Source organism: Escherichia sp. E4702, from assembly GCF_963883545.1.
GTDB lineage: Bacteria > Pseudomonadota > Gammaproteobacteria > Enterobacterales > Enterobacteriaceae > Escherichia.
Genome location: NZ_CAWORF010000021.1, coordinates 114,622 through 139,678 on the forward strand (window position 1 = coordinate 114,622; position 25,057 = coordinate 139,678).

Here is a 25,057-nt window from a genome sequence, read left to right on the forward strand (position 1 = left end):
TAGCGTGTGATGGCGGATATGTTTTATTCGCCAATTTGATCAAATAACTAATACGGTTCTCGGAAGAGGACCGTTTTTTTTACCTGTAAGACAAAACTTTGTTGGAATTCATATTTTTGATGGCGTAAGCAGGATTTTGCTCACACTAATCCTTCGTTAGGTTGCATACTATCGATATATCCACAATTTTAATATGGCCTTGTTTAATTGCTGCAAAACGAGTCATAGCCAGTCTTTTAATTTGTGAAACTGGAGTTCGTATGTGTGAAGGATGTGTTGAAAAACCACTCTATTTGTTAATCGCCGAATGGATGATGGCTGAAAACCGCTGGGTGATAGCAAGAGAGAGCTCTATTCATTTCGATATTGAACACAGCAAGGCGGTTAATACCCTGACTTATATTCTGTCGGAAGTCGCAGAAATAAGCTGCGAAGTTAAGATGATCCCTAATAAGCTGGAAGGGCGGGGATGCCAGTGCCAGCGACTGGTAAAAGTGGTCGATATCGATGAGCAAATTTACGCGCGCCTGCGCAATAACAGCCGGGATAAATTAGTCGGCGTAAGAAAGACGCCGCGTATTCCTGCCGTTCCGCTCACGGAACTTAACCGCGAGCAGAAGTGGCAGATGATGTTGTCAAAGAGTATGCGTCGTTAATGTCATTTCGTTGATACCGTGCGACCTGGTCGCCGGATGCGATGCTAGCGCATCTTATCCGGCCTACGGTTGCTCTCCAGCAGGGTTGGATAAGGCGTTTATGCCGCATCCGACAGCTATCGCCGGATGCGATGCTGGCGCATCTTATCCGGCCTACGGTTGCTTTCCAGCCCGGTCGGATAAGGCGTTTACGCCGCATCCGGCAAGATCACCGTTTCGGCGTCACATCCGTCGTCCCCTGCAAACGGGGGCGATTTTCCTCCATTTGCCTCAACGGCTGCGTTTCATGTAACGATGCATGACAACGCCCGACAAGATCATGATATTCTTTGGTATTTAACCGCTTCCAGTGTAACTCGTCGTCACTCACACTGCGTACAGCGCGGGCTGGCGTCCCCATCAACAACTGGCGTTTCTCGCCGCTAAAGCCTGCTTTGACAAAGCTCATGGCGGCAACAATGCTCTCTTCGCCAATGACCGCGCCATCCATAATCACGCTGTTCATCCCGACCAATGCATCGCGACCAATCACGCAGCCATGTAGGATCGCTCCGTGCCCGATATGGCCGTTTTCTCCAACGATGGTGTCAGTGTCGCAGTAGCCATGCATAATGCAGCCATCCTGAATATTGGCTCCCGCTTGCACGATCAACCGCCCGTAATCACCACGCAGTGAGGCGAGTGGGCCGATGTAGACACCGGCTCCCACAATCACATCGCCAATCAAGACGGCACTGGGATGGACAAACGCCGTCGGGTGAACCACCGGAATTAACCCCTCAAAGGCGTAATAGCTCACGGTTGTTAACGTCCTTTCCACACCGGATCGCGCTTCTCGGCAAACGCCAGCGGCCCTTCAAGGGCATCTTCCGAATGCAGAACCGATGGGTAGTGTTTCAACACGCCGCTGCGAATATAGCGATACGCTTCTTCTACCGGCATTTCGCTGGTGGTGCGGTAGATCTCTTTCAGCGCCGCAATCGCCAGCGGGGCGCTGTCAACCAGTTGCTGCGCCAGTTCGCGGGCGTTATCCATCAGTTCCGCCTGGCTAACCACGCGGTTGACTACCCCCCAACGCAGCGCCTCTTCTGCGCCCATTCTTCTGCCGGTCATCACCATTTCATTGACGATGGCAGGTGGCAGGATCTTCGGCAGACGCAGCACACCGCCGCTGTCAGGAACGATGCCCAGTTTGGCTTCCGGCAGGGCGAAGCTGGCGTTATCGGCACAGACAATAAAATCTGCCGCCAGTGCCAGTTCAAAGCCGCCGCCAAAGGCGTAGCCGTTCACGGCTGCGATGACCGGTTTATCCAGATTGAAAATTTCGGTTAAGCCCGCAAAACCACCCGGACCAAAGTCAGCATCCGGTGCTTCGCCTTCTGCTGCTGCTTTTAAATCCCAGCCTGCGGAAAAGAATTTCTCTCCGGCACCGGTAATAATGGCGACGCGTAATTGCGGATCGTCACGGAAATGTAGAAATACTTCGCCCATTTCAAAGCTGGTTTTCGCATCAATAGCATTCGCTTTTGGTCGATCAAGGGTAATTTCCAGAATTGATCCATTGCGGGTCAGATGTAATGATTCACTCATTCCTTTTCTCCATTTTTGCTTTTTCAGGGACGACAACGCCCCTGCAAAAAAATGCATATTATTGTTGAACGTGATTATTACCAGACAGAGTAGTACCCTGCTGTAGTGTTTATTTCAGCGCCTTTCTGATTATTTTCCCCGAGCAATTACGCGGCAGATCTTTTCTGATCTCCAGATAAGAGGGCACTTTAAATTTCGCCATATTCTGTTCGCAAAAGTAGAAGAATTCCTCTTCGCTCAATATTTCACCTTCATTCAGCACCACAAACGCTTTGATGGCTTCATCGCGAATCGAATCTTTAATACCAACAACCACGATGTCCTGAATTTTCGGGTGCGCGGCGATAATATTTTCCAGCTCCACGCAGGAGACATTCTCCCCACCGCGTTTGATCATATTGCAGCGGCGATCGACGAAATAAAAAAATCCCTCTTCGTCGCGGTATCCGGTATCGCCGGTATGCAGCCAGCCATCGGCTTCCAGCACTTTCGCAGTGGCTTGCGGGTTGAGAAAGTACTCTTTGAAGATGGTTTTTCCCGGTACGCCTTTAATGCAGATTTCACCGATCTCACCAGACGGGAGCGGACGATTGTGATCGTCGCGAATCTCCGCTTCGTAGCAAAATCCCGCCCGGCCAATCGACGGCCAGCGTCGTTTATCGCCAGGGCGATCGCCGATAATGCCCACAATGGTTTCCGTCATCCCATAAGACGTCAGCAAGCGAACGCCGAAGCGTTCACAAAACGCATCTTTTTCCTGCTCCGACAGGTTGAGATAAAACATCACTTCCCGCAGGCGGTGTTGCCGATCGTTCGCTGAAGGCGGCTGCACCATCAACGTACGAATCATCATCGGAATACATTCGGTAATGGTGGCGCGGTACTTCTGTACCTGTCCCCAGAAGGCTCGGGCGCTGTATTTCTCGACCAGCACAAAGGTGGCTCCGGCAGAAAACGCCGCCATCGCCGCAGTACACTGGCAATCGATATGAAACGCAGGCATTACCGTCAGGTAGACGTCATCGTCACGCAGTGCGCACTGCCAGGCGGAGTAATATCCAGCGAAGCGCAGGTTGTAATGGGTAATCACCACACCTTTCGGTCGGGAAGTGGTACCGGAGGTAAAGAGAATTTCCGCCGTATCGTCGGTCGATAGCGGCGGTGCATAGCACAAGGTGGCAGGTTGTTGATTTTTCAGTTGAGTAAACGAACTCACGCCATCATCAGCGGGAAGTGCCACATCTGTCAGGCAAATGTGCCGCAACTGAGTGGCATCTTCCTGCTGAATCTGTTGATACATGGGATAGAATTGCGCACTGGTCACCAGCAGGCACGCCTGGCTATTTTGCAGGATCCACGCGCTTTCCTCGCGCAACAGGCGGGCGTTAATCGGCACCATAATCGCGCCAATTTTTGCCAGCCCGAACCAGCAAAAGATAAATTCCGGGCAGTTGTCGAGATGTAGAGCAACCTTGTCGCCTTTGCGAATCCCCAGCGTATAAAACAGGTTTGCCGTGCGGTTAATCTCCTGATTTAACTCAAGATAACTATACCGGTTAACGACTCCGCCGCTGGATTCACAAATCAGCGCCGTTTTATGACCGTAAACGTCCGCCAGATCGTCCCACATTTGACGTAGATGTTGTCCGCCAATGATATCCATTGCACCTCTATCCATTTTGTTCGTTTGTTATTGGGCGGGCGCTAGTCAGGCAAGCCGACTGGCGCCACGCGTTTAGTCCTCAACTTTGGCCAGACCTTTGCTGACCAACTCCTGAATGTCGTTTTCGCTGTAGCCGATAGTTTTCAAAATGGCAGCCGTGTCCATGCCATGTGATGGCATTCCGCGCCAGATTTGGCCTGGGTTATTTTTGAATTTCGGCATCACGTTCGGCCCTTTGCAGGTGCGACCATCCATCGTTTGCCACTGGGGGATGGATTCACGGGCCACATACTGTGGATTGCTTTCCAGTTCCGGTACGGTCAGCACTTTGGCGCAGGCGATATTCAGTTCAGCAAAGCGTTCTTTTACTTCCGCGATGGTGTGTGCCGCCAGCCAGGCATCGAGTTTCTCTTCAACCAGTGGGCCATATGGGCATTCGATACGGTGGATAAGCTGAGTGCCTTCCGGGATTTCTGGCGTGCCAAGCAGATGTGCGAGGCCAATATCTTTAAAACATTCTGCAATCTGAGTAATACCCACCAGTTCCATCACGATGTAGCCGTCGGCACATTTGTACAGACCGCAACCTGCATAGTAGGGATCTTTACCTTTGGTCATGCGCGGGCACATTTCGCCGCCGTTGAAGTAATCCATCATGAAGTACTGGCCCATACGCAGCATCACTTCATACATGGCGATGTCGATACTTTCGCCTTTTCCGGTTTCGCGCACTTTATGCAGTGCTGCCAGCGCCGCCGTGGTGGCAGTCAGGCCAGAAAAGTAATCGGCGGTATACGGGAAGGCAGGCATTGGCTGGTCAACATCACCGTTCTGAATCAGGTAACCACTGAAGGCCTGGGCGATGGTGTTATAGGCCGGAAGATTGGTGTACTCCTCGGTGCCGTACTGACCAAAACCGGACAGGTGAGCGATAACCAGTTTCGGGTTGTGCTGCCACAGTACTTCATCGGTAATGCCACGACGGGCAAAGGCCGGACCTTTACTGGCTTCGATGAAGATATCGGTGGTTTCCATTAATTTCAGAAACGCTTCGCGGCCTTCATCTTTGAAAATATTTAACGACAGCGCGTGCAAATTGCGGCGGGAGAGCTGCGGGTAGTTAGGTTGAACGCGAATGGTGTCGGCCCAGGCGACGTTCTCGATCCAGATAACTTCCGCACCCCATTCTGCGAACATTTGCCCGGCGAACGGTCCGGCGATTTCGATACCGGAGAAGACAACGCGCAATCCGGCCAGCGGCCCGAATTTTGGCATGGGTAGATGATCCATTATTAGCTCCTGAAAAATTTGTGTAGCGCATGACTGCCGGATGCGGCGTAAACGCCTTATCCGGCCTACATTCGTGCTCCCGTAGGCCTGATAAGACGCGACAGCGTCGCATCAGGCAGCGCACGGACTTAGCGGTATTGCTTCAGCACCGCACGACCCAGCGTCAGGATCTGCATTTCGTCAGATCCGCCGGAGACGCGGTCTACACGCAGGTCACGCCAGAAGCGGCTGATGCGGTGGTTGCCCGCAATCCCGACACCGCCCAGCACCTGCATTGCGCTATCCACCACTTCAAATGCCGCATTGGCGCAGAAGTATTTGCACATTGCCGCATCACCAGAGGTGATGGTGCCGTTGTCTGCTTTCCACGCTGCTTCATACAGCATGTTTTTCATGGAGTTTAATTTGATCGCCATGTGGGCGAATTTTTCCTGAATCAACTGGAAACGACCAATCGCCTCGCCAAACTGCACGCGTTGGTTGGCGTAGCGCGCCGCATCTTCAAAGGCGCACATCGCTGTACCATAGTTGGTCAGGGCTACCAGGAAACGTTCATGGTCGAACTCTTCTTTGACGCGGTTAAAGCCGTTACCTTCCCGACCGAACATGTCTTTCTCGTCCAGTTCCACGTCGTCAAAGGTGATTTCACAGCAGCTATCCATACGCAGCCCGAGCTTCTCAAGTTTGGTCACTTTGATGCCCGGTTTGCTCATATCGACAAACCATTCGGTGTAGACAGGTTTGTCCGGAGAAGCCCCGTCGCGCGCCATCACCACGATGTACGGGGTGTAGGCGCTGCTGGTAATAAAACACTTACTACCATTAAGATAAATCTTACCATCTCTACGGGTATAAGTCGTTTTCAGGCTACCCACGTCAGAGCCAGCCCCTGGTTCGGTAATCGCTGAGTTCCACATCTGCTTACCGGTGCCGCGGAATGCCATAATCTTGTCGATCTGCTCTTGTGTGCCTTCACGCAGGATGGTGTTAAACCCGCCTGGCAACTGATACAACACGTAGGTTGGCGCCCCCAAACGACCCAGTTCCATCCACACGGCGGCGAGGGTAACAAACCCCGCATCCAGACCACCGTGCTCTTCCGGGATCAGCAGGCTGTCGATATCCATATCCGCCAGTGCTTTGACAAAACGTTCCGGGTAGACGCTGTCACGGTCGCACTCGGCAAAATAGGCCTCCCAGTTTTCGCTGGCCATCAGTTCGCGGATACCGGCGACAAACAGTTCCTGCTCATCATTTAAATTAAAATCCATCTTTCAACCTCTTGATATTTTGGGGGGTTAATTAATCTTTCCAGTTCTGTTTCGCGTCTTTAATAAACGAGAGCGTCACCATAATGTTGACGAAGAACAGCGGGCATCCTCCGGCGATAATGGCGGTTTGAATCGGTTTCAGGCCGCCGAGCGCCAGCAGAACAATGCCGATAACACCAACCAACACTGACCAGCCGATACGCACCAGCAGCGGCGGCTCTTCGCCATCGCGTACTTCGCGGCAAGTGGACATCGCCAGGGTGTAAGAGCAAGCGTTAATCAGGGTAACGGTGGCAATAAAGCAGAGAATGAAGAAGCCCCACATGGTGGCTGTGCTGAGCGGCAGAGCGGCCCAGGTTTCGATGATGGCGCGCGCCACACCGTACTGTTCGATCAGGTTTGGAATGTTGATGATGTTTTTATCCATCAACAGCAGAGTGTTACTGCCGAGCACGGTCCACAGGATCCAGGTGGATGCTGTCAGCCCCATCACCATACCGAAGCACAGTTCACGCACGGTACGACCACGGGAAATACGCGCCAGGAAGATGCTCATCTGGATGGCGTAAATCACCCACCATGCCCAGTAGAACACGGTCCAGCCCTGCGGGAAGCCGCCTTTGCCAACGGCATCGGTATAGAACAACATGCGCGGCAGATACATTAGCAACATCCCCACCGAGTCGGTGAAGTAGTTCATGATGAAGCTGGCGCCGCTGACGATGAATACCCAGCCAAGCATCAGGAAACTCAAATAGCTGCGCACATCGCTGGCGATTTTCACCCCTTTTTGCAGACCACAGGCGACGCAGATAGCGTTGAGGATGATCCAGCAGGTAATGATGATAGCGTCCAGTTGCAGGGTATGCGGAATACCAAACAGGTACTGCATACACTCGGTCACCAGCGGCGTGGCAAGACCCAGACTGGTGCCCATTGCGAAGATCAGCGCCACCAGATAGAAGTTATCGACGATAGTGCCAAACAAGCCTTTGGCATGTTTTTCACCGACCAGCGGCACCAGAGTGGAGCTGGGGCGAATCACATCCATTTTGCGGACAAAGAAGAAGTACGCGAAGGCGACGGAAAGGAAGCTGTAAGTGGCCCACGGTAGCGGCCCCCAGTGGAACAAACTGTAGGCCAGCCCCAGTTCTTTCGCGCCAGTGGAGTTTGGCGCTAAAGCAAATGGCGGCGTGGAGATGTAGTAGTAGATCTCAATCGACCCCCAGAACAGTACGGCGGCAGACGTACAGGAGGCGAACATCATAAAGATCCAACTGGCGGTACTAAATTCTGGTGGTTCGTTACCTAAACGCTTTTTGGCATACGGGCCAAATACCAGCCAGAACCAACCGAAAAGCATCACCACCATATACCATTCAAATGCCCATCCCCATACATTGGTGACGTAACTGAATACAGCATTAATAACGACATTCGCCGCATCCAGATCCCTTACGGTAAGCCAACAAAGTATGCCAACGATTATTAATGGCGGAAAGAACACCTTCGGTTCTATTCCCGTTTTTCTCTTTTCTTTTGTCATGAGTTAATTCCACTGTAAAAATAAATATTTATTTGGCGTTCCCGTTTGTTTTATTTTTGTTAACATTTAATATAATTATTATTAACCTCGTGGACGCGTTAATGGCTAACTCATAATGGGTATTCAATTGGCTGCATTCTGTGATGTAAGCCACAGTTTTTCATCGGGTAAAAACAGAGTGTCTTTGTGTGAATATCCAATATTAATCAATATGATGGGCTTGATTATGAGTAAAAAAATAGCATCTGACTTTCAATATTGGTGATCCATAAAACAATATTGAAAATTTCTTTTTGCTACGCCATGTTTTCAATATTGGTGAGGGACTTAACAATATTGAAAGTTGGATTTATCTGCGTGTGACATTTTCAATATTGGTGATTAAAGTTTTATTCCCGAATTAAAGGACGTGATATCTGTAATTAACACCACCGATATGAACGACGTTTCCTTCATGATTTCTGGAGATGCAATGAAGATTATTACTTGCTATAAGTGCGTGCCTGATGAACAGGATATTGCGGTCAATAATGCTGATGGTTCATTAGATCTCAGCAAAGCCGATGCCAAAATAAGCCAATACGATCTCAACGCTATTGAAGCGGCTTGCCAGTTAAAACAGCAGGCGGCAGAGGCGCAGGTGACGGCCTTAAGTGTGGGCGGTAAAGCCCTGACCAACGCCAAAGGGCGTAAAGATGTGCTATCGCGCGGCCCGGATGAACTGATTGTGGTGATTGATGACCAGTTCGAGCAGGCACTGCCGCAACAAACGGCGACTGCACTGGCTGCCGCGGCGCAGAAAGCTGGCTTTGATCTGATCCTGTGCGGCGACGGTTCTTCCGACCTTTATGCCCAGCAGGTTGGTTTGCTGGTGGGCGAAATCCTCAATATTCCGGCAGTTAACGGTGTCAGCAAAATTATCTCCCTGACGGCAGATACCCTCACCGTTGAGCGCGAACTGGAAGATGAAACAGAAACCTTAAGCATTCCGCTGCCTGCGGTTGTTGCTGTTTCCACTGATATCAACTCCCCACAAATTCCTTCGATGAAAGCCATTCTCGGCGCGGCGAAAAAGCCAGTCCAGGTATGGTCGGCGGCGGATATTGGCTTTAACACCGTGGAAGCCTGGTCTGAACAACAGGTTGCCGCACCGAAACAGCGCGAGCGTCAGCGCATCGTGATTGAAGGCGACGGCGAAGAACAGATCGCCGCATTTGCTGAAAATCTTCGCAAAGTCATTTAATTACAGGGGATGCTATGAACACGTTTTCTCAAGTCTGGGTATTCAGCGATACCCCTTCTCGTCTGCCGGAACTGATGAACGGTGCGCAGGCTTTAGCTAATCAAATCAATGCCTTTGTCCTCAATGATGCCGATGGCGTACAGGCAATCCAGCTCGGCGCTAATCATGTCTGGAAATTAAGCGGCAAACCGGACGATCGGATGATCGAAGATTACGCCAGTGTCATGGCTGACACTATTCGCCAGCACGGCGCAGACGGCCTGGTACTGCTGCCAAACACCCGTCGCGGCAAATTACTGGCGGCAAAACTGGGTTATCGCCTTAAAGCGGCGGTGTCTAACGATGCCAGCACCGTCAGCGTACAGGACGGTAAAGCGACAGTGAAACACATGGTTTACGGCGGTCTGGCGATTGGCGAAGAACGCATTGCCACGCCGTATGCGGTACTGACCATCAGCAGCGGCACGTTCGATGCGGCTCAGCCAGACGCGTCACGTACTGGCGAAACGCACACCGTGGAGTGGCAGGCTCCGGCTGTGGCGATTACCCGCATGGCAACGCAGGCGCGCCAGAGCAACAGCGTCGATCTCGACAAAGCCCGTCTGGTGGTCAGCGTCGGTCGCGGCATTGGCAGCAAAGAGAACATTGCGCTGGCAGAACAGCTTTGCAAGGCGATAGGTGCGGAGTTGGCCTGTTCTCGTCCGGTGGCGGAAAACGAAAAATGGATGGAACACGAACGCTATGTCGGTATCTCCAACCTGATGCTGAAACCTGAATTGTATCTGGCGGTGGGCATCTCCGGGCAGATCCAGCACATGGTTGGCGCTAACGCGTCGCAAACCATTTTCGCCATCAACAAAGATAAAAATGCGCCGATCTTCCAGTACGCGGATTACGGCATTGTTGGCGACGCCGTGAAGATCCTTCCGGCACTGACCGCAGCTTTAGCGCGTTGAACCACTCTGGCAGGGCTGCATTTCGGCCCTGCCGCTGACAGGGAGCTCTTATGTCCGAAGATATCTTTGACGCCATCATCGTTGGTGCAGGGCTTGCCGGTTCGGTTGCCGCACTGGTGCTCGCCCGCGAAGGGGCGCAAGTGTTAGTTATCGAGCGTGGCAATTCCGCAGGTGCCAAGAACGTCACCGGCGGGCGTCTCTATGCCCACAGTCTGGAACACATTATTCCAGGTTTCGCCGAGTCCGCCCCCGTAGAACGCCTGATCACCCATGAAAAACTCGCGTTTATGACGGAAAAGTCAGCGATGACTATGGACTACTGCAATGGTGACGAAACCTCGCCATCCCAGCGTTCTTACTCCGTTTTGCGCAGTAAATTTGATGCCTGGTTGATGGAGCAGGCCGAAGAAGCGGGCGCGCAGTTAATTACCGGGATCCGCGTCGATAACCTCGTACAGCGCGATGGCAAAGTTGTCGGCGTAGAAGCCGATGGCGATGTGATTGAAGCGAAAACGGTGATCCTTGCTGACGGGGTCAACTCCATCCTTGCCGAAAAGCTGGGGATGGCTAAACGCGTTAAACCGACGGATGTGGCGGTTGGCGTGAAGGAACTGATCGAGTTACCGAAGTCGGTTATCGAAGACCGTTTTCAGTTGCAGGGTAATCAGGGCGCGGCTTGCCTGTTTGCGGGTTCCCCCACTGATGGCCTGATGGGCGGTGGCTTCCTTTATACCAATGAAAATACCCTGTCGCTGGGGCTGGTTTGTGGTCTGCATCATCTGCATGACGCGAAAAAATCGGTGCCGCAAATGCTGGAAGATTTCAAGCAGCATCCGGCTGTTGCACCGCTGATCGCGGGCGGCAAGCTGGTGGAATATTCCGCTCACGTAGTGCCGGAAGCAGGCATCAACATGCTACCGGAGCTGGTTGGTGACGGCGTATTGATTGCCGGTGATGCCGCCGGAATGTGTATGAACCTCGGTTTTACCATTCGCGGAATGGATCTGGCGATTGCCGCCGGGGAAGCCGCAGCAAAAACTGTGCTTTCAGCGATGAAAAGCGACGATTTCAGTAAGCAAAAACTGGCGGAATATCGTCAGCATCTTGAGAGTGGCCCGCTGCGCGATATGCGAATGTACCAGAAACTACCGGCGTTCCTTGATAACCCACGCATGTTTAGCGGCTACCCGGAACTGGCGGTGGGCGTGGCGCGTGACCTGTTCACCATTGACGGCTGCGCGCCGGAACTGATGCGCAAGAAAATCCTCCGCCACGGCAAGAAAGTGGGCTTCATCAATCTAATCAAGGATGGCATGAAAGGAGTGACCGTTTTATGACTTCTCCCGTCAATGTGGACGTCAAACTGGGCGTCAATAAATTCAATGTCGATGAAGAGCATCCGCACATTGTTGTGAAGGCCGATGCCGATAAACAGGCGCTGGAGCTGCTGGTGAAAGCGTGCCCCGCAGGTCTGTACAAGAAGCAGGATGACGGCAGTGTGCGCTTCGATTACGCCGGATGTCTGGAGTGCGGCACCTGTCGCATTCTGGGGCTGGGGTCGGCGCTGGAACAGTGGGAATACCCGCGCGGCACCTTTGGTGTGGAGTTCCGTTACGGTTGATGTCGGTTTGATACGTAACGCCGTACTGACTCTCATTGCAAAAAAACAGGAATAACCCATGCAACCGTCCAGAAACTTTGACGATCTTAAATTTTCCTCTATTCACCGCCGCATTTTGCTGTGGGGAAGCGGTGGTCCGTTTCTGGATGGTTATGTACTGGTAATGATTGGCGTGGCACTGGAGCAACTGACTCCGGCGCTGAAACTGGACGCTGACTGGATTGGCTTGCTGGGCGCGGGAACGCTCGCCGGGCTGTTCGTTGGCACATCGCTGTTTGGCTATATCTCCGATAAAGTCGGACGGCGCAAAATGTTCCTCATTGATATCATCGCCATCGGCGTGATATCGGTGGCGACGATGTTTGTCTCATCCCCCGTCGAACTGTTGGTGATGCGGGTACTCATCGGCATTGTCATCGGTGCAGATTATCCCATCGCCACCTCAATGATCACCGAGTTCTCCAGTACCCGTCAGCGGGCGTTTTCCATCAGCTTTATCGCCGCGATGTGGTATGTCGGCGCGACCTGCGCCGATCTGGTTGGCTACTGGCTTTATGATGTGGAAGGCGGCTGGCGTTGGATGCTGGGTAGCGCGGCGATCCCTTGTTTGTTGATTTTGATTGGTCGATTCGAACTGCCTGAATCTCCCCGCTGGTTGTTACGCAAAGGGCGAGTGAAAGAGTGCGAAGAGATGATGATCAAACTGTTTGGCGAACCGGTGGCTTTCGAGGAAGAGCAGCCGCAGCAAACCCGTTTTCGCGATCTGTTTAATCGCCGCCATTTTCCTTTTGTTCTGTTTGTTGCCGCCATCTGGACCTGCCAGGTGATCCCAATGTTCGCCATTTACACCTTTGGCCCGCAAATCGTTGGTTTGTTGGGATTGGGGGTGGGCAAAAACGCGGCGCTGGGGAACGTGGTGATTAGCCTGTTCTTTATGCTCGGCTGTATTCCGCCGATGCTGTGGTTAAACACTGCTGGACGGCGTCCATTGTTGATTGGCAGCTTTGCCATGATGACGCTGGCGCTGGCGGTTTTGGGGCTGATCCCGGATATGGGGATCTGGCTGGTAGTGATGGCCTTTGCGGTGTATGCCTTTTTCTCTGGCGGGCCGGGTAATTTGCAGTGGCTCTATCCTAATGAACTCTTCCCGACGGATATCCGCGCCTCTGCCGTGGGCGTGATTATGTCCTTAAGCCGTATTGGCACTATTGTATCGACCTGGGCACTGCCGATCTTTATCAATAATTACGGTATCAGTAACACGATGCTAATGGGGGCGGGGATCTCGCTATTTGGCTTGTTGATTTCCGTAGCGTTTGCCCCGGAAACACGTGGGATGTCACTGGCGCAGACCAGCAATATGACGATCCGCAGGCAGCGAGCGGGGTAATTTATTCAGATTTCTCTCTTTTCTGAATCAATATTATTGACTATAAGCCGCGTGAATATATGACTACACTTTGTGGGAAAACAAAGGCGTAAACACGCGGGCTAATAACTATGATTCTTATAATTTATGCGCATCCGTATCCGCATCATTCCCATGCGAATAAACGGATGCTTGAACAGGCAAGGACGCTGGAAGGCGTCGAAATTCGCTCTCTTTATCAACTCTATCCTGACTTCAATATCGATATTGCCGCCGAGCAGGAGGCGCTGTCTCGCGCCGATCTGATCGTCTGGCAGCACCCGATGCAGTGGTACAGCATTCCACCGCTCCTTAAACTTTGGATCGATAAAGTCTTTTCGCACGGCTGGGCTTACGGTCACGGCGGCACGGCGCTGCATGGCAAACATTTGCTGTGGGCGGTGACGACCGGCGGCGGGGAAAGCCATTTTGAGATTGGTGCGCATCCGGGCTTTGATGTGCTGGCGCAGCCGCTACAGGCGACGGCAATCTACTGCGGGCTGAACTGGCTGCCACCGTTTGCCATGCACTGCACCTTTATTTGTGACGACGAAACCCTCGAAGGGCAGGCGCGCCACTATAAACAACGTCTGCTGGAATGGCAGGAGGCACATCATGGATAGTCATACGCTGATTCAGGCGCTGATTTATCTCGGTTCGGCGGCGCTGATTGTACCCATTGCGGTACGTCTTGGTCTGGGATCGGTACTTGGCTACCTGATCGCGGGCTGCATTATTGGTCCGTGGGGGCTGCGACTGGTGACCGATGCCGAATCTATTCTGCACTTTGCCGAGATTGGCGTGGTGCTGATGCTGTTTATTATCGGCCTCGAACTCGATCCACAAAGGCTATGGAAGCTGCGTGCGGCGGTGTTCGGCGGTGGCGCATTGCAGATGGTGATTTGCGGCGGCCTGCTGGGGCTGTTCTGCATGTTACTTGGACTGCGCTGGCAGGTCGCGGAACTGATCGGCATGACGCTGGCGCTCTCCTCTACGGCAATTGCCATGCAGGCGATGAATGAACGCAATCTGATGATGACGCAGATGGGCCGCAGTGCCTTTGCGGTGCTGCTGTTCCAGGATATCGCGGCGATCCCGCTGGTGGCGATGATCCCGCTACTGGCGGCGAGCAGTGCCTCGACGACGATGGGCGCATTTGCTCTCTCGGCGTTAAAAGTGGCGGGTGCGCTGGTGCTGGTGGTACTGCTGGGGCGCTATGTCACACGTCCGGCGCTGCGTTTTGTTGCCCGCTCTGGCTTGCGGGAAGTGTTTAGTGCCGTGGCGTTATTCCTCGTGTTTGGCTTTGGTTTGCTGCTGGAAGAGGTCGGCTTGTCGATGGCGATGGGCGCGTTTCTGGCGGGCGTACTGCTGGCAAGCTCGGAATATCGTCATGCGCTGGAAAGCGATATCGAACCATTTAAAGGTTTGCTGTTGGGGCTGTTTTTCATCGGCGTTGGCATGTCGATAGACTTTGGCACGCTGCTTGAAAATCCGTTGCGCATTGTTATTTTGCTGCTTGGTTTCCTCATCATCAAAATCGCCATGCTGTGGCTGATTGCCCGACCGTTGCAGGTGCCAAATAAACAGCGTCGCTGGTTTGCGGTGTTATTAGGGCAGGGCAGTGAGTTTGCCTTTGTGGTATTTGGTGCGGCGCAGATGGCGAATGTGCTGGAGCCGGAGTGGGCGAAATCGCTGACCCTGGCGGTGGCGCTGTCGATGGCGGCAACGCCGATTCTGCTGGTGATCCTCAATCGCCTTGAGCAATCTTCTACTGAAGAGGCGCGTGAAGCCGATGAGATCGACGAAGAACAGCCGCGGGTAATCATTGCCGGATTCGGTCGTTTCGGGCAGATCACCGGACGTTTACTGCTCTCCAGCGGGGTGAAAATGGTGGTGCTCGATCACGACCCGGACCATATCGAAACGCTGCGTAAATTTGGTATGAAAGTGTTTTACGGCGACGCCACGCGGATGGATTTACTGGAATCTGCCGGAGCGGCGAAAGCGGAAGTGCTGATTAACGCTATTGACGATCCGCAAACCAACCTGCAACTGACGGAGATGGTGAAAGAACATTTCCCGCATTTGCAGATTATTGCCCGCGCCCGCGATGTCGACCACTACATTCGTTTGCGCCAGGCAGGTGTTGAAAAGCCGGAACGTGAAACCTTCGAAGGAGCGCTGAAAATCGGGCGTCTGGCGCTGGAAAGTTTAGGGCTGGGGCCGTATGAAGCGCGAGAACGCGCCGATGTGTTCCGCCGCTTTAATATTCAGATGGTGGAAGAGATGGCAATGGTTGAGAACGATACCAAAGCCCGCGCGGCGGTCTATAAACGCACCAGCGCGATGTTAAGTGAGATTATCACCGAGGACCGGGAACATCTGTCACTCATCCAACGGCATGGCTGGCAGGGAACCGAAGAAGGTAAACATACCGGTAATATGGCGGATGAACCGGAAACGAAACCCTTATCCTAATAAAGAGTGACGTAAATCACGCTTTACAGCTAACTATTTGTTTTTATTTCATTGTATTGCGGCGAGTCCACGAACAAATTATGGACTCGCCAGCAAAATAAAAATTTTCCTCAACATCATCCTCTCGCCAGTCGACGAAGGTTTACGCTTTACGTATAGTGACGACAATTTTTTTTATCGGGAAATTTCAATGATCAGTTTGATTGCGGCGCTAGCGGTAGATCGCGTTATCGGCATGGAAAACGCCATGCCGTGGAATCTGCCTGCCGATCTCGCCTGGTTTAAACGCAACACCTTAAATAAACCTGTGATTATGGGCCGCCATACCTGGGAATCCATTGGCCGCCCGCTACCTGGACGCAAGAATATTGTCATCAGCAGCCAGCCGGGTACGGACGATCGCGTAACGTGGGTGAAATCGGTTGATGAAGCCATTGCGGCGTGTGGTGACGTACCAGAAATTATGGTGATTGGCGGCGGTCGCGTTTATGAGCAGTTCCTGCCGAAAGCGCAAAAACTGTATCTGACGCATATCGACGCAGAAGTGGAAGGCGACACCCATTTCCCGGATTACGAGCCGGATGACTGGGAATCGGTATTCAGCGAATTCCACGACGCTGATGCGCAGAACTCTCACAGCTATTGCTTTGAGATTCTGGAGCGGCGGTAAGTTTGTATAGAATTTACGGCTAGTGCCGGATGTGACGCCGGTCGCGTCTTATCCGGCCTTCCTGTATCAGGCTGTGTTTAAGACGCCGCCGCTTCACCCAGATCCTTATGCCGGTTCGACGGCTGGACAAAATACTGCTTATCTTCCCAGCGCAGGCAGGTTAATGTACCACCCCAGCAGCAGCCGGTATCCAGCGCGTAAATACCTTCTGGCGTACCTTTGCCTTCCAGCGATGCCCAGTGACCAAAAGCGATGCTGTACTCTTCAGCGACGGGGCCAGGAATCGCAAACCACGGTTTCAGCGGGGCAGGGGCTTCTTCCGGCGATTCTTTGCTGTACATATCCAGTTGACCGTTTGGAAAGCAAAAGCGCATACGGGTAAAGGCGTTGGTGATAAAACGTAATCGCGCCAGACCACGCAAATCTGGTGACCAGTTGTTCGGCATATCGCCGTACATGGCATCGAGGAAGAAAGGGTAAGAGTCGCTTGACAGTACCGCTTCTACGTCACGTGCGCATTCTTTCGCGGTCGGTAAGTCCCACTGCGGCGTGATCCCCGCGTGGGCCATCACCAGCTTTTTCTCTTCATCGATTTGCAACAAAGGCTGACGACGTAGCCAGTTAAGCAGTTCATCGGCATCAGGTGCTTCCAGTAGCGGCGTGAGACGATCTTTTGGTTTGTTGCGGCTTATGCCTGAAAATACTGCCAGCAGATGCAGATCGTGATTGCCCAGCACCAGACGTACGCTGTCGCCTAAGGATTTCACATAGCGCAGAACATCAAGCGAACCAGGACCGCGCGCAACCAGATCGCCCGTCAGCCAGAGGGTATCTTTCCCAGGGGTAAATTCCACTTTATGCAGCAATGCGATCAGTTCATCGTAACAGCCATGAACATCGCCAATAAGGTATGTCGCCATAATTTTTTAATGAATGAATATTGGAACGGCGAGTCGGAATACGGGAATGTCGATGATAAAGGGAACGCCGTTCTCATCAATCATTTCGTAGTGACCCTGCATGGTGCCCAGCGGCGTTTCGATAATCGCGCCGCTGGTATACTGGTACTCTTCGCCAGGCGCGATATGCGGTTGGACGCCCACCACACCTTCGCCCTGGACTTCTGTTTCACGGCCATTGCCGTTAGTGATCAGCCAGTAACGCCCCAACAACTGCACTGGCGCTCGCCCCAGGTTGCGTATGGTTACGGTATAAGAAAAAACGTAACGTTCATTATCAGGTGAAGATTGTGCCTCAATGTAGACGCTTTGAACCTGAATACACACTCGGGGCGAATTGATCATCGTTAACTCTCCAGCAAAGGCGCGTTCTCCGCCAGATAGTTCGCCATCTGGCAATATTGCGCGACAGAGATATTTTCCGCTCGCATCGCCGGGTCGATCCCCATTCCCGTTAACACCTCGACGCTAAACAGGTTGCCGAGGCTGTTACGAATGGTTTTACGACGCTGGTTAAAGGCTTCAGTGGTGATACGACTCAGCACGCGAACATCTTTAACCGGGTGAGGCATCGTCGTGTGCGGAACCAGGCGCACGACGGCGGAATCCACTTTGGGTGGTGGTGTAAAGGCTGATGGCGGCACTTCCAGCACCGGGATCACGTTGCAATAGTATTGCGCCATGACGCTTAATCGACCATACGCCTTGCTGTTCGGTCCTGCAACCAGACGATTCACCACCTCTTTTTGCAACATAAAGTGCATGTCGGCAATGGCATCAGTATAGCTAAACAGATGGAACATCAACGGTGTGGAGATGTTATACGGCAGGTTGCCGAAAACACGCAGCGGCTGGCCCATTTTCTCTGCCAGTTCACCGAAGTTGAAGGTCATCGCATCCTGCTGATAAATCGTCAGTTTCGGGCCTAAGAACGGATGCGTTTGCAGGCGCGCTGCCAGATCACGGTCAAGTTCGATGACTGTCAGCTGGTCCAGTCGTTCGCCAACCGGTTCGGTTAAAGCTGCCAGACCGGGGCCGATTTCGACCATTGCCTGGCCCTTTTGCGGGTTAATGGCAGAAACAATACTGTCGATCACGAACTGATCGTTGAGAAAGTTTTGCCCGAAGCGTTTACGGGCTAAATGGCCCTGGTGGACTCGATTATTCATTGGGTATTAACAATCATTTTGATGGCGAGATTAAGCGCCGTAATAAAACTGCCGACATCGGCTTTGCCACGTCCCGCCAGTTCAAGCGCGGTGCCGTGGTCCACTGATGTGCGAATAAAGGGCAGGCCCAGCGTAATGTTCACACCGCGCCCGAAGCCCTGGTATTTTAGCACGGGAAGACCCTGATCGTGGTACATCGCCAGCACGGCGTCGGCGTTGTCGAGATATTTCGGCTGAAACAGGGTATCGGCAGGCAACGGCCCGTTGAGTTTCATCCCCTGCGCCCGCAGTTCGTCGAGAACGGGAATGATGGTGTCTATCTCTTCCGTGCCCATATGACCGCCTTCGCCCGCGTGCGGATTCAGGCCACAGACCAGAATCCGCGGTTCGGCAATACCAAATTTGGTTCGCAAATCGTGATGCAAAATAGCAATCACTTCGTGCAGAAGCGCAGGGGTGATGGCGTCAGCAATATCGCGCAGCGGTAAATGCGTTGTTGCCAGCGCCACGCGAAGTTCTTCGGTTGCCAGCATCATCACCACTTTTTTCGCCTGTGAGCGTTCTTCAAAAAACTCGGTATGACCGGTAAACGGAATGCCTGCGTCGTTGATAACGCCTTTATGCACCGGACCTGTGATCAGTGCAGCAAATTCGCCGTTAAGGCAACCGTCGCACGCGCGTGCCAGCGTCTCCACCACATAATGCCCATTCTCAACTGCTAATTGTCCCGCAGTGGCAGGTACACGTAGTGCAATGGGAAGTAGCGTCAGCGTTCCCGCAGATTGCGGTTGCGCAGGGGAGTCGGGGGAATAAGGGCGGAGGTTAAGTGGTAAACCGAGCATCGCTGCCCGGTCGGTAAGGAGAGTGGCATCGGCACAAACAACCAGTTCGACCGGCCACTCTCGTTGTGCAAGCTGGACAACTAAGTCCGGGCCAATCCCGGCGGGTTCGCCGGGAGTGATCACAACACGTTGGGGTTTAACCATTAGTTGCTCAAAATTTTCACATAAGCGCTGGCGCGTTGTTCCTGCATCCAGCTTGCTGCTTCTTCCGAGAACTTACGGTTCATCAGCATGCGGTATGCACGATCTTTTTGCGCCGCATCGGTTTTATCGACGTTACGGGTGTCCAGCAGTTCGATTAAATGCCAGCCGAATGAAGAGTGAACCGGTGCACTCATTTGACCTTTATTCAGGCGGGTCAACGCATCACGGAAGGCTGGATCGAAAATATCTGGCGTAGCCCAACCGAGATCGCCGCCCTGATTTGCAGAGCCAGGATCCTGAGAGAACTCTTTTGCTGCGGCAGCAAATGTGGTTTTACCGCTCTTGATATCCGCAGCAATTTGTTCCAGTTTCACGCGGGCCTGTTCGTCAGTCATGATAGGCGACGGTTTCAGCAGAATATGGCGAGCATGAACTTCGGTCACCGAGATATTTTTGCTTTCGCCGCGCAGGTCGTTAACTTTCAGAATGTGGAAGCCAACGCCGGAACGAATTGGGCCAACAATGTCGCCTTTCTTCGCGGTGCTTAATGCCTGGGCGAAGATCCCCGGCAGCTCCTGAATGCGACCCCAGCCCATTTGGCCGCCGTTCAGCGCTTGCTGATCGGCAGAGTGAGCGATAGCCAGTTTGCCGAAGTCTGCACCGTTACGTGCCTGATCGACAATGGCACGCGCCTGAGTTTCCGCCTCATTCACCTGTTCAGAAGACGGGTTTTCCGGCAGCGGGATCAGGATGTGGCTTAAGTTCAGTTCAGTGCTGGCATCATTTTGATTACCGACTTGCTGCGCCAGAGCTTCAACTTCCTGTGGCAGGATAGTGATGCGACGACGCACTTCGTTGTTGCGCACTTCCGAGATAATCATCTCTTTGCGGATCTGATTACGATAGGTGTTGTAGTTCAGACCATCGTAAGCCAGACGGCTGCGCATCTGATCCAGCGTCATGTTGTTCTGTTTGGCAATGTTGGCAATCGCCTGATCAAGCTGCTCATCGGAGATTTTAACCCCCATTTTCTGCCCCATCTGCAGGAGGATTTGATCCATGATCAAACGTTCCATGATTTGGTGGCGCAGCGTAGCGTCATCAGGAAGTTGCTGCCTTGCCTGGGCAGCGTTCATTTTTACCGACTGCATTAATCCATCAACGTCGCTTTCCAGCACGACGCCGTTATTGACGACGGCTGCGACTTTATCGACTACCTGGGGGGCAGCGAAACTGGTATTCGCAATCATGGCGATACCGAGAAGCAGCGTTTTCCAGTTCTTCATACTTTTTCCATTTCAATTAACCGCACTGCGGATTACGTGGTAAATCAACAAATCACAAAGAGTTTTGATACGGCAGAATGTTCGAACGCAGCATCTCTTGCGTACCCAGACCGTAGTTGGAACTCAGGCCACGAAGTTCGATGTTAAAGCCGATTGCGTTGTCATATATCGCATGTTGTTTATCGTTATCCCAACCGTTCAGCTTACGCTCATAACCGACGCGAATCGCATAGCAGCAGGAGCTGTATTGCACACCTAACATTGAGTCGGCTTGTTTGTTCGCGTTGGTGTCGTAGTAGTACGCCCCGACAATCGACCAACGATCGGCGATTGGCCAGCTAGCGACTGCACCCACCTGCGAAATGCCATTCTTATACTGCTCGGCAGTGGAATAGTATTTAGGCAGTGTAGCCTGAATATATTCCGGGCTGGCGTAGCGATAGTTCAGCTGTACCAGACGGTCTTCATCCCGACGGTATTCAATGCTGGTGTTACTGGTGGCTACGTTATCAAGACGTGTATCGTACTGAATACCGCCACGCAATCCCCAGCGTTCGGAGATGCGCCAGTAGGTATCGCCTGCCCATACCAGTGAGCCCGTTTTGTCGTCATTCTCCCATGTTATGTTGTCATCGCCGGTGCGAGACTCCGTGAAATAGTAGATTTGACCAACGGAAATATTAAAACGTTCAACGGCTGCATCATCATATACGCGAGTTGTGATACCGGTCGTGACCTGGTTCGCGGAAGCAATACGGTCAAGACCGCCATAAGTCCGGTCCCGGAACAGGCCCGAGTAGTCGGATTGCAGCAAGGAGGAGTCGTAGTTATAGATGTCGCTCTGATCGCGATACGGCACATACAGGTATTGTGCGCGCGGCTCCAGCGTCTGGGTGTAACCCGGCGCCAGCATTTCCATATCACGTTCGAAGACCATTTTGCCGTCAACTTTAAATTGCGGCATTACGCGGTTAACAGAATCTGCCAACTTATTGTTTTGTGGGTTGCTGTTATACCAGTCGAGATTGGTCTGCTGATAATGGGTAGCCAGTAGCTTCGCTTCGGTATTGATACTGCCCCAGGTGTTAGATAACGGCAGGTTGATCGTCGGCTCCAGATGAACGCGGGTAGCCTCCGGCATATTGCTGTTTGTATTAACAAAATGCACTGCCTGACCATAAACTCGGGTATCAAATGGGCCGAGATCGTTATGGTAGTAGTTGACGTCTAACTGTGGTTCAGCGGCATAGCTGTTGCCACTGGTATCATCAAAAACCTGGAATTGTTTAGTCGAAAGCGTGGCGTCAAAGTTCTGCACCGCATAGCCCACGCTGAATTTTTGCGTGGCGTAACCATCGGTACTGGAACCATATTTATTATCAAAATCATTGAAATAGGTCGGGTCGCTGACTTTGGTGTAGTCGATGTTAAAGCGCCAAACCTGGTCCATCACTCCAGAGTGTTGCCAGTAGAACAACCAACGGCGTGAATTGCTATCTTCTGGATGTTCATCTTCATAGACTTTATCCGAAGGCAGATAGTCCAGTTCCATCAAGCCTGCGCCGGCCTGGGTGAGATAACGGAATTCGTTTTCCCACATAATGTTGCCACGACGATGCATATAATGCGGCGTGATGGTGGCATCCATATTTGGCGCGATGTTCCAGTAATACGGCAGGTAGAACTCAAAGTAGTTGGTGGTGGTGTACTTGGCGTTCGGGATCAAGAAACCAGAACGGCGTTTGTCACCCACCGGCAACTGTAAATAGGGGCTGTAAAAGATCGGAACCGGACCCACTTTAAAACGGGCGTTCCAGATCTCCGCGACTTGTTCTTCGCGGTCATGAATAATTTCGCTACCCACCACGCTCCAGGTATCAGAACCTGGCAGACAGGAGGTAAAAGAACCGTTATCCAGAATGGTGTAGCGGTTTTCGCCACGCTGTTTCATCAGGTCTGCTTTACCGCGCCCCTGACGCCCCACCATCTGATAATCACCTTCCCAGACGTTGGTGTCTTTGGTGTTCAGATTCGTCCAGCCTTTTGGCCCTTTGAGGATCACCTGGTTATCGTCGTAATGGACATTACCGAGCGCATCGACGGTACGTATCGGCTCCGGTTGTCCTGGCGCCTCTTTTTGATGAAGCTGTACTTCATCGGCCTGCAGACGGCTGTTACCCTGCATGATATCCACGCTGCCGCTAAACACGGCGTCATCGGGGTAGTTCCCCTTTGCATGGTCAGCATTAATCGTCACGGGTAGGTCATTGGTATCGCCCTGTACCAGAGGACGGTCATAGCTTGGCACGCCCAACATGCACTGTGAGGCGAGGTCGGCTGCCAGTCCCTGTTGACTATAAAGGGCGGTGGCAATCATGGTGGCCAGGAGAGTGGGGATACGTTTTTTCATACGTTGATTTTATTGTTCCATCATCGGTAACGTTGCGCGTGACAAACGGTCAGAGACTAACGTACTCGTCATCTCTACGCTAGTGTTAATCCTGTCCGAATAGCGTCTGTGGTGTTAGGCACGGCATTGAATGACAGGTATGATAATGCAAATTATAGGCGATGTCCCACAATTGACCGTAGCCGGAAAACGGTAAAAGCACCTTTATATTGTGGGAGATAGCGCTGGTTTCCGTAAGTCCATTTGGGGAATATATGCAGTATTGGGGAAAAATCATTGGCGTGGCCGTGGCCTTACTGATGGGCGGCGGCTTTTGGGGCGTAGTGTTAGGCCTGTTAATTGGCCATATGTTTGATAAAGCCCGTAGCCGCAAGATGGCGTGGTTCGCCAACCAGCGCGAGCGTCAGGCGCTGTTTTTTGCCACCACTTTTGAAGTGATGGGGCATTTAACCAAATCCAAAGGTCGCGTTACCGAGGCTGATATTCATATCGCCAGCCAGCTGATGGAGCGAATGAATCTTCATGGTGCTTCCCGTACTGCGGCGCAAAATGCGTTCCGGGTGGGAAAATCAGACAATTACCCACTGCGCGAAAAGATGCGTCAGTTCCGCAGTGTCTGCTTCGGGCGTTTTGATTTAATTCGTATGTTTCTGGAGATCCAGATTCAGGCGGCATTTGCTGATGGTTCGCTGCATCCGAATGAGCGAGCGGTGCTGTATGTCATTGCTGAAGAATTAGGCATCTCTCGCGCCCAGTTTGACCAGTTTTTGCGCATGATGCAGGGCGGTGCACAGTTTGGCGGCGGTTATCAGCAGCAGTCCGGCGGTGGTAACTGGCAGCAAGCGCAGCGTGGCCCGACGCTGGAAGATGCCTGTAATGTGCTGGGCGTGAAGCCAACGGATGAGGCGACCACCATTAAACGCGCCTACCGTAAGCTGATGAGTGAACACCATCCGGATAAGCTGGTGGCGAAAGGTTTACCGCCTGAGATGATGGAGATGGCGAAGCAGAAAGCACAGGAAATTCAGCAGGCGTATGAACTGATAAAGCAGCAGAAAGGATTTAAATAAGTTTCAAAGTGTAGGCCTGATAAGACGCGGCCCGCGTCGCATCAGGCAATCGGCGCAAAATTGCCGGATGCGGCGTGAACGCCTTCTCCGGCCTACCGAACTTCGCCAGCGTGACGATTAAAAATCCGCTGGTGCTTTAAACGTCATACTATTGCCATACGCCGGATGGGTAATCGTCAGCATCTCCGCATGCAGCAACAAACGCGGTGCCATTGCTCTCGCTTCTGGTGATGCATAAAAACGATCGCCGAGAATCGGATGACCCAGCGCCAGCATATGCACACGCAATTGATGCGAACGCCCGGTAATCGGTTTTAACACCACTCTTGCCGTGTTATCCGCCGCATACTCCACCACTTCATATTCCGTCTGCGCAGGCTTGCCCGTTTCGTAACAGACTTTCTGTTTCGGGCGGTTTGGCCAGTCGCAAATCAGCGGTAGATCCACCAGACCTTCTGCGGGGGATGGATGCCCCCAGACGCGGGCCACATACTGCTTTTTCGGCTCGCGCTCGCGGAACTGGCGTTTTAACTCCCGCTCCGCGGCTTTGGTCAGCGCTACTACAATCACGCCGCTGGTAGCCATATCCAGACGATGCACCGATTCTGCCTGCGGATAATCACGCTGAATGCGCGTCATCACACTGTCTTTGTGCGCTTCCAGACGACCTGGCACAGACAACAAACCGCTCGGCTTATTGACCACCATAATGTGGTCATCCTGATACAGGATAACCAACCAGGGTTCCTGCGGTGGATTGTAGTTTTCCATCCCCATTTTAGGCT

Annotated in this window: 23 protein-coding genes; 10 read left to right on the forward strand and 13 right to left on the reverse strand. The window is 52.5% G+C overall.

The window, feature by feature from the left end; translation table 11 throughout:
• Positions 1-260 precede the first annotated feature (260 nt).
• Positions 261-656, forward strand: a complete 396-nt coding sequence (gene caiF, locus AACU94_RS14020; protein ID WP_135489625.1) for a carnitine metabolism transcriptional regulator CaiF — start codon at positions 261-263, stop codon at positions 654-656.
• 208 nt (positions 657-864) lie between these two features.
• On the opposite strand, the gene caiE is transcribed toward caiF, so the two are convergent.
• The 6 genes from caiE to caiT all read right to left on the reverse strand — a co-directional run bounded on the left by caiE (position 865) and on the right by caiT (position 8,016).
• Entirely contained in the window at positions 865-1,455 is a 591-nt protein-coding gene (caiE, locus tag AACU94_RS14025) for a carnitine operon protein CaiE (RefSeq protein WP_131161266.1), read from the reverse strand.
• Positions 1,456-1,460: 5 nt separating this feature from the next.
• Positions 1,461-2,246: a crotonobetainyl-CoA hydratase gene (caiD, locus tag AACU94_RS14030; RefSeq protein ID WP_135489626.1), complete on the reverse strand. Its 786-nt coding sequence runs from the start codon at positions 2,244-2,246 to the stop codon at positions 1,461-1,463.
• Between the two features lie 109 nt (positions 2,247-2,355).
• On the reverse strand, positions 2,356-3,909 hold the full coding sequence (gene caiC / locus AACU94_RS14035) for a crotonobetaine/carnitine-CoA ligase (protein ID WP_135489627.1): 1,554 nt from the start codon (positions 3,907-3,909) through the stop codon (positions 2,356-2,358).
• A 72-nt stretch (positions 3,910-3,981) separates the two neighbouring features.
• Entirely contained in the window at positions 3,982-5,199 is a 1,218-nt protein-coding gene (gene caiB / locus AACU94_RS14040) for an L-carnitine CoA-transferase (RefSeq protein ID WP_135489628.1), read from the reverse strand.
• 128 nt (positions 5,200-5,327) lie between these two features.
• A complete protein-coding gene (caiA, locus tag AACU94_RS14045; RefSeq protein WP_130217474.1) occupies positions 5,328-6,470 on the reverse strand; it encodes a crotonobetainyl-CoA dehydrogenase in 1,143 nt (380 codons plus the stop codon).
• A 31-nt stretch (positions 6,471-6,501) separates the two neighbouring features.
• A complete protein-coding gene (gene caiT, locus AACU94_RS14050; protein WP_130217472.1) occupies positions 6,502-8,016 on the reverse strand; it encodes an L-carnitine/gamma-butyrobetaine antiporter in 1,515 nt (504 codons plus the stop codon).
• Positions 8,017-8,488: 472 nt separating this feature from the next.
• On the opposite strand from caiT, the gene AACU94_RS14055 reads away from it, so the two are divergent.
• The 8 genes from AACU94_RS14055 to folA all read left to right on the forward strand — a co-directional run bounded on the left by AACU94_RS14055 (position 8,489) and on the right by folA (position 16,392).
• Positions 8,489-9,259 (forward strand): electron transfer flavoprotein FixA, encoded by a 771-nt coding sequence (locus AACU94_RS14055; protein WP_135489629.1) that lies wholly within the window; start codon positions 8,489-8,491, stop codon positions 9,257-9,259.
• 14 nt (positions 9,260-9,273) lie between these two features.
• Positions 9,274-10,215 carry an electron transfer flavoprotein subunit alpha/FixB family protein gene (locus AACU94_RS14060; protein WP_130257864.1) on the forward strand — a complete coding sequence of 314 codons (942 nt, stop codon included), beginning with the start codon at positions 9,274-9,276 and terminating at the stop codon, positions 10,213-10,215.
• A 50-nt stretch (positions 10,216-10,265) separates the two neighbouring features.
• A complete protein-coding gene (locus tag AACU94_RS14065) occupies positions 10,266-11,552 on the forward strand; it encodes an FAD-dependent oxidoreductase (RefSeq protein WP_135489630.1) in 1,287 nt (428 codons plus the stop codon).
• A complete protein-coding gene (gene fixX, locus AACU94_RS14070; protein WP_000203741.1) occupies positions 11,549-11,836 on the forward strand; it encodes a ferredoxin-like protein FixX in 288 nt (95 codons plus the stop codon). Before AACU94_RS14065 ends, fixX begins: the two co-directional genes overlap by 4 nt.
• Before the next feature lie 58 nt (positions 11,837-11,894).
• The gene (locus tag AACU94_RS14075) at positions 11,895-13,226 is read left to right on the forward strand and encodes an MFS transporter (protein WP_135404067.1); all 1,332 of its coding nucleotides are present in this window, start codon (positions 11,895-11,897) and stop codon (positions 13,224-13,226) included.
• Between the two features lie 110 nt (positions 13,227-13,336).
• Complete coding sequence (gene kefF, locus AACU94_RS14080) at positions 13,337-13,867, forward strand: glutathione-regulated potassium-efflux system oxidoreductase KefF (protein WP_130217464.1); 531 nt, start codon at positions 13,337-13,339, stop codon at positions 13,865-13,867.
• Complete coding sequence (kefC, locus tag AACU94_RS14085; protein WP_135486684.1) at positions 13,860-15,722, forward strand: glutathione-regulated potassium-efflux system protein KefC; 1,863 nt, start codon at positions 13,860-13,862, stop codon at positions 15,720-15,722. Before kefF ends, kefC begins: the two co-directional genes overlap by 8 nt.
• Before the next feature lie 190 nt (positions 15,723-15,912).
• A complete protein-coding gene (gene folA / locus AACU94_RS14090) occupies positions 15,913-16,392 on the forward strand; it encodes a type 3 dihydrofolate reductase (protein ID WP_130204869.1) in 480 nt (159 codons plus the stop codon).
• A 77-nt stretch (positions 16,393-16,469) separates the two neighbouring features.
• Here the strand turns inward: folA and apaH are convergent, their stop codons facing one another.
• The 6 genes from apaH to lptD are packed head-to-tail and all read right to left on the reverse strand — an operon-like array spanning position 16,470 to position 23,202.
• Positions 16,470-17,312 (reverse strand): bis(5'-nucleosyl)-tetraphosphatase (symmetrical) ApaH, encoded by an 843-nt coding sequence (gene apaH, locus AACU94_RS14095; protein ID WP_130204871.1) that lies wholly within the window; start codon positions 17,310-17,312, stop codon positions 16,470-16,472.
• Positions 17,313-17,318: 6 nt separating this feature from the next.
• On the reverse strand, positions 17,319-17,696 hold the full coding sequence (gene apaG / locus AACU94_RS14100; RefSeq protein WP_130204873.1) for a Co2+/Mg2+ efflux protein ApaG: 378 nt from the start codon (positions 17,694-17,696) through the stop codon (positions 17,319-17,321).
• A gap of 2 nt (positions 17,697-17,698) precedes the next feature.
• The gene (gene rsmA, locus AACU94_RS14105) at positions 17,699-18,520 is read right to left on the reverse strand and encodes a 16S rRNA (adenine(1518)-N(6)/adenine(1519)-N(6))-dimethyltransferase RsmA (protein WP_135404069.1); all 822 of its coding nucleotides are present in this window, start codon (positions 18,518-18,520) and stop codon (positions 17,699-17,701) included.
• Entirely contained in the window at positions 18,517-19,506 is a 990-nt protein-coding gene (pdxA, locus tag AACU94_RS14110) for a 4-hydroxythreonine-4-phosphate dehydrogenase PdxA (protein WP_135486681.1), read from the reverse strand. The genes rsmA and pdxA overlap by 4 nt, the downstream gene beginning before the upstream one ends.
• Positions 19,506-20,792, reverse strand: coding sequence for a peptidylprolyl isomerase SurA (gene surA, locus AACU94_RS14115; RefSeq protein ID WP_000800488.1), 1,287 nt, complete (start codon positions 20,790-20,792; stop codon positions 19,506-19,508). The genes pdxA and surA overlap by 1 nt, the downstream gene beginning before the upstream one ends.
• Before the next feature lie 52 nt (positions 20,793-20,844).
• Positions 20,845-23,202: an LPS assembly protein LptD gene (gene lptD, locus AACU94_RS14120; protein WP_130217452.1), complete on the reverse strand. Its 2,358-nt coding sequence runs from the start codon at positions 23,200-23,202 to the stop codon at positions 20,845-20,847.
• A gap of 254 nt (positions 23,203-23,456) precedes the next feature.
• Here lptD and djlA point away from each other — a divergent pair, with 254 nt between their 5' ends.
• The gene (gene djlA / locus AACU94_RS14125) at positions 23,457-24,272 is read left to right on the forward strand and encodes a co-chaperone DjlA (protein WP_130204881.1); all 816 of its coding nucleotides are present in this window, start codon (positions 23,457-23,459) and stop codon (positions 24,270-24,272) included.
• Between the two features lie 117 nt (positions 24,273-24,389).
• Here the strand turns inward: djlA and rluA are convergent, their stop codons facing one another.
• Positions 24,390-25,049 carry a bifunctional tRNA pseudouridine(32) synthase/23S rRNA pseudouridine(746) synthase RluA gene (gene rluA / locus AACU94_RS14130; RefSeq protein ID WP_135489631.1) on the reverse strand — a complete coding sequence of 220 codons (660 nt, stop codon included), beginning with the start codon at positions 25,047-25,049 and terminating at the stop codon, positions 24,390-24,392.
• Between the last annotated feature and the right edge of the window lie 8 nt (positions 25,050-25,057).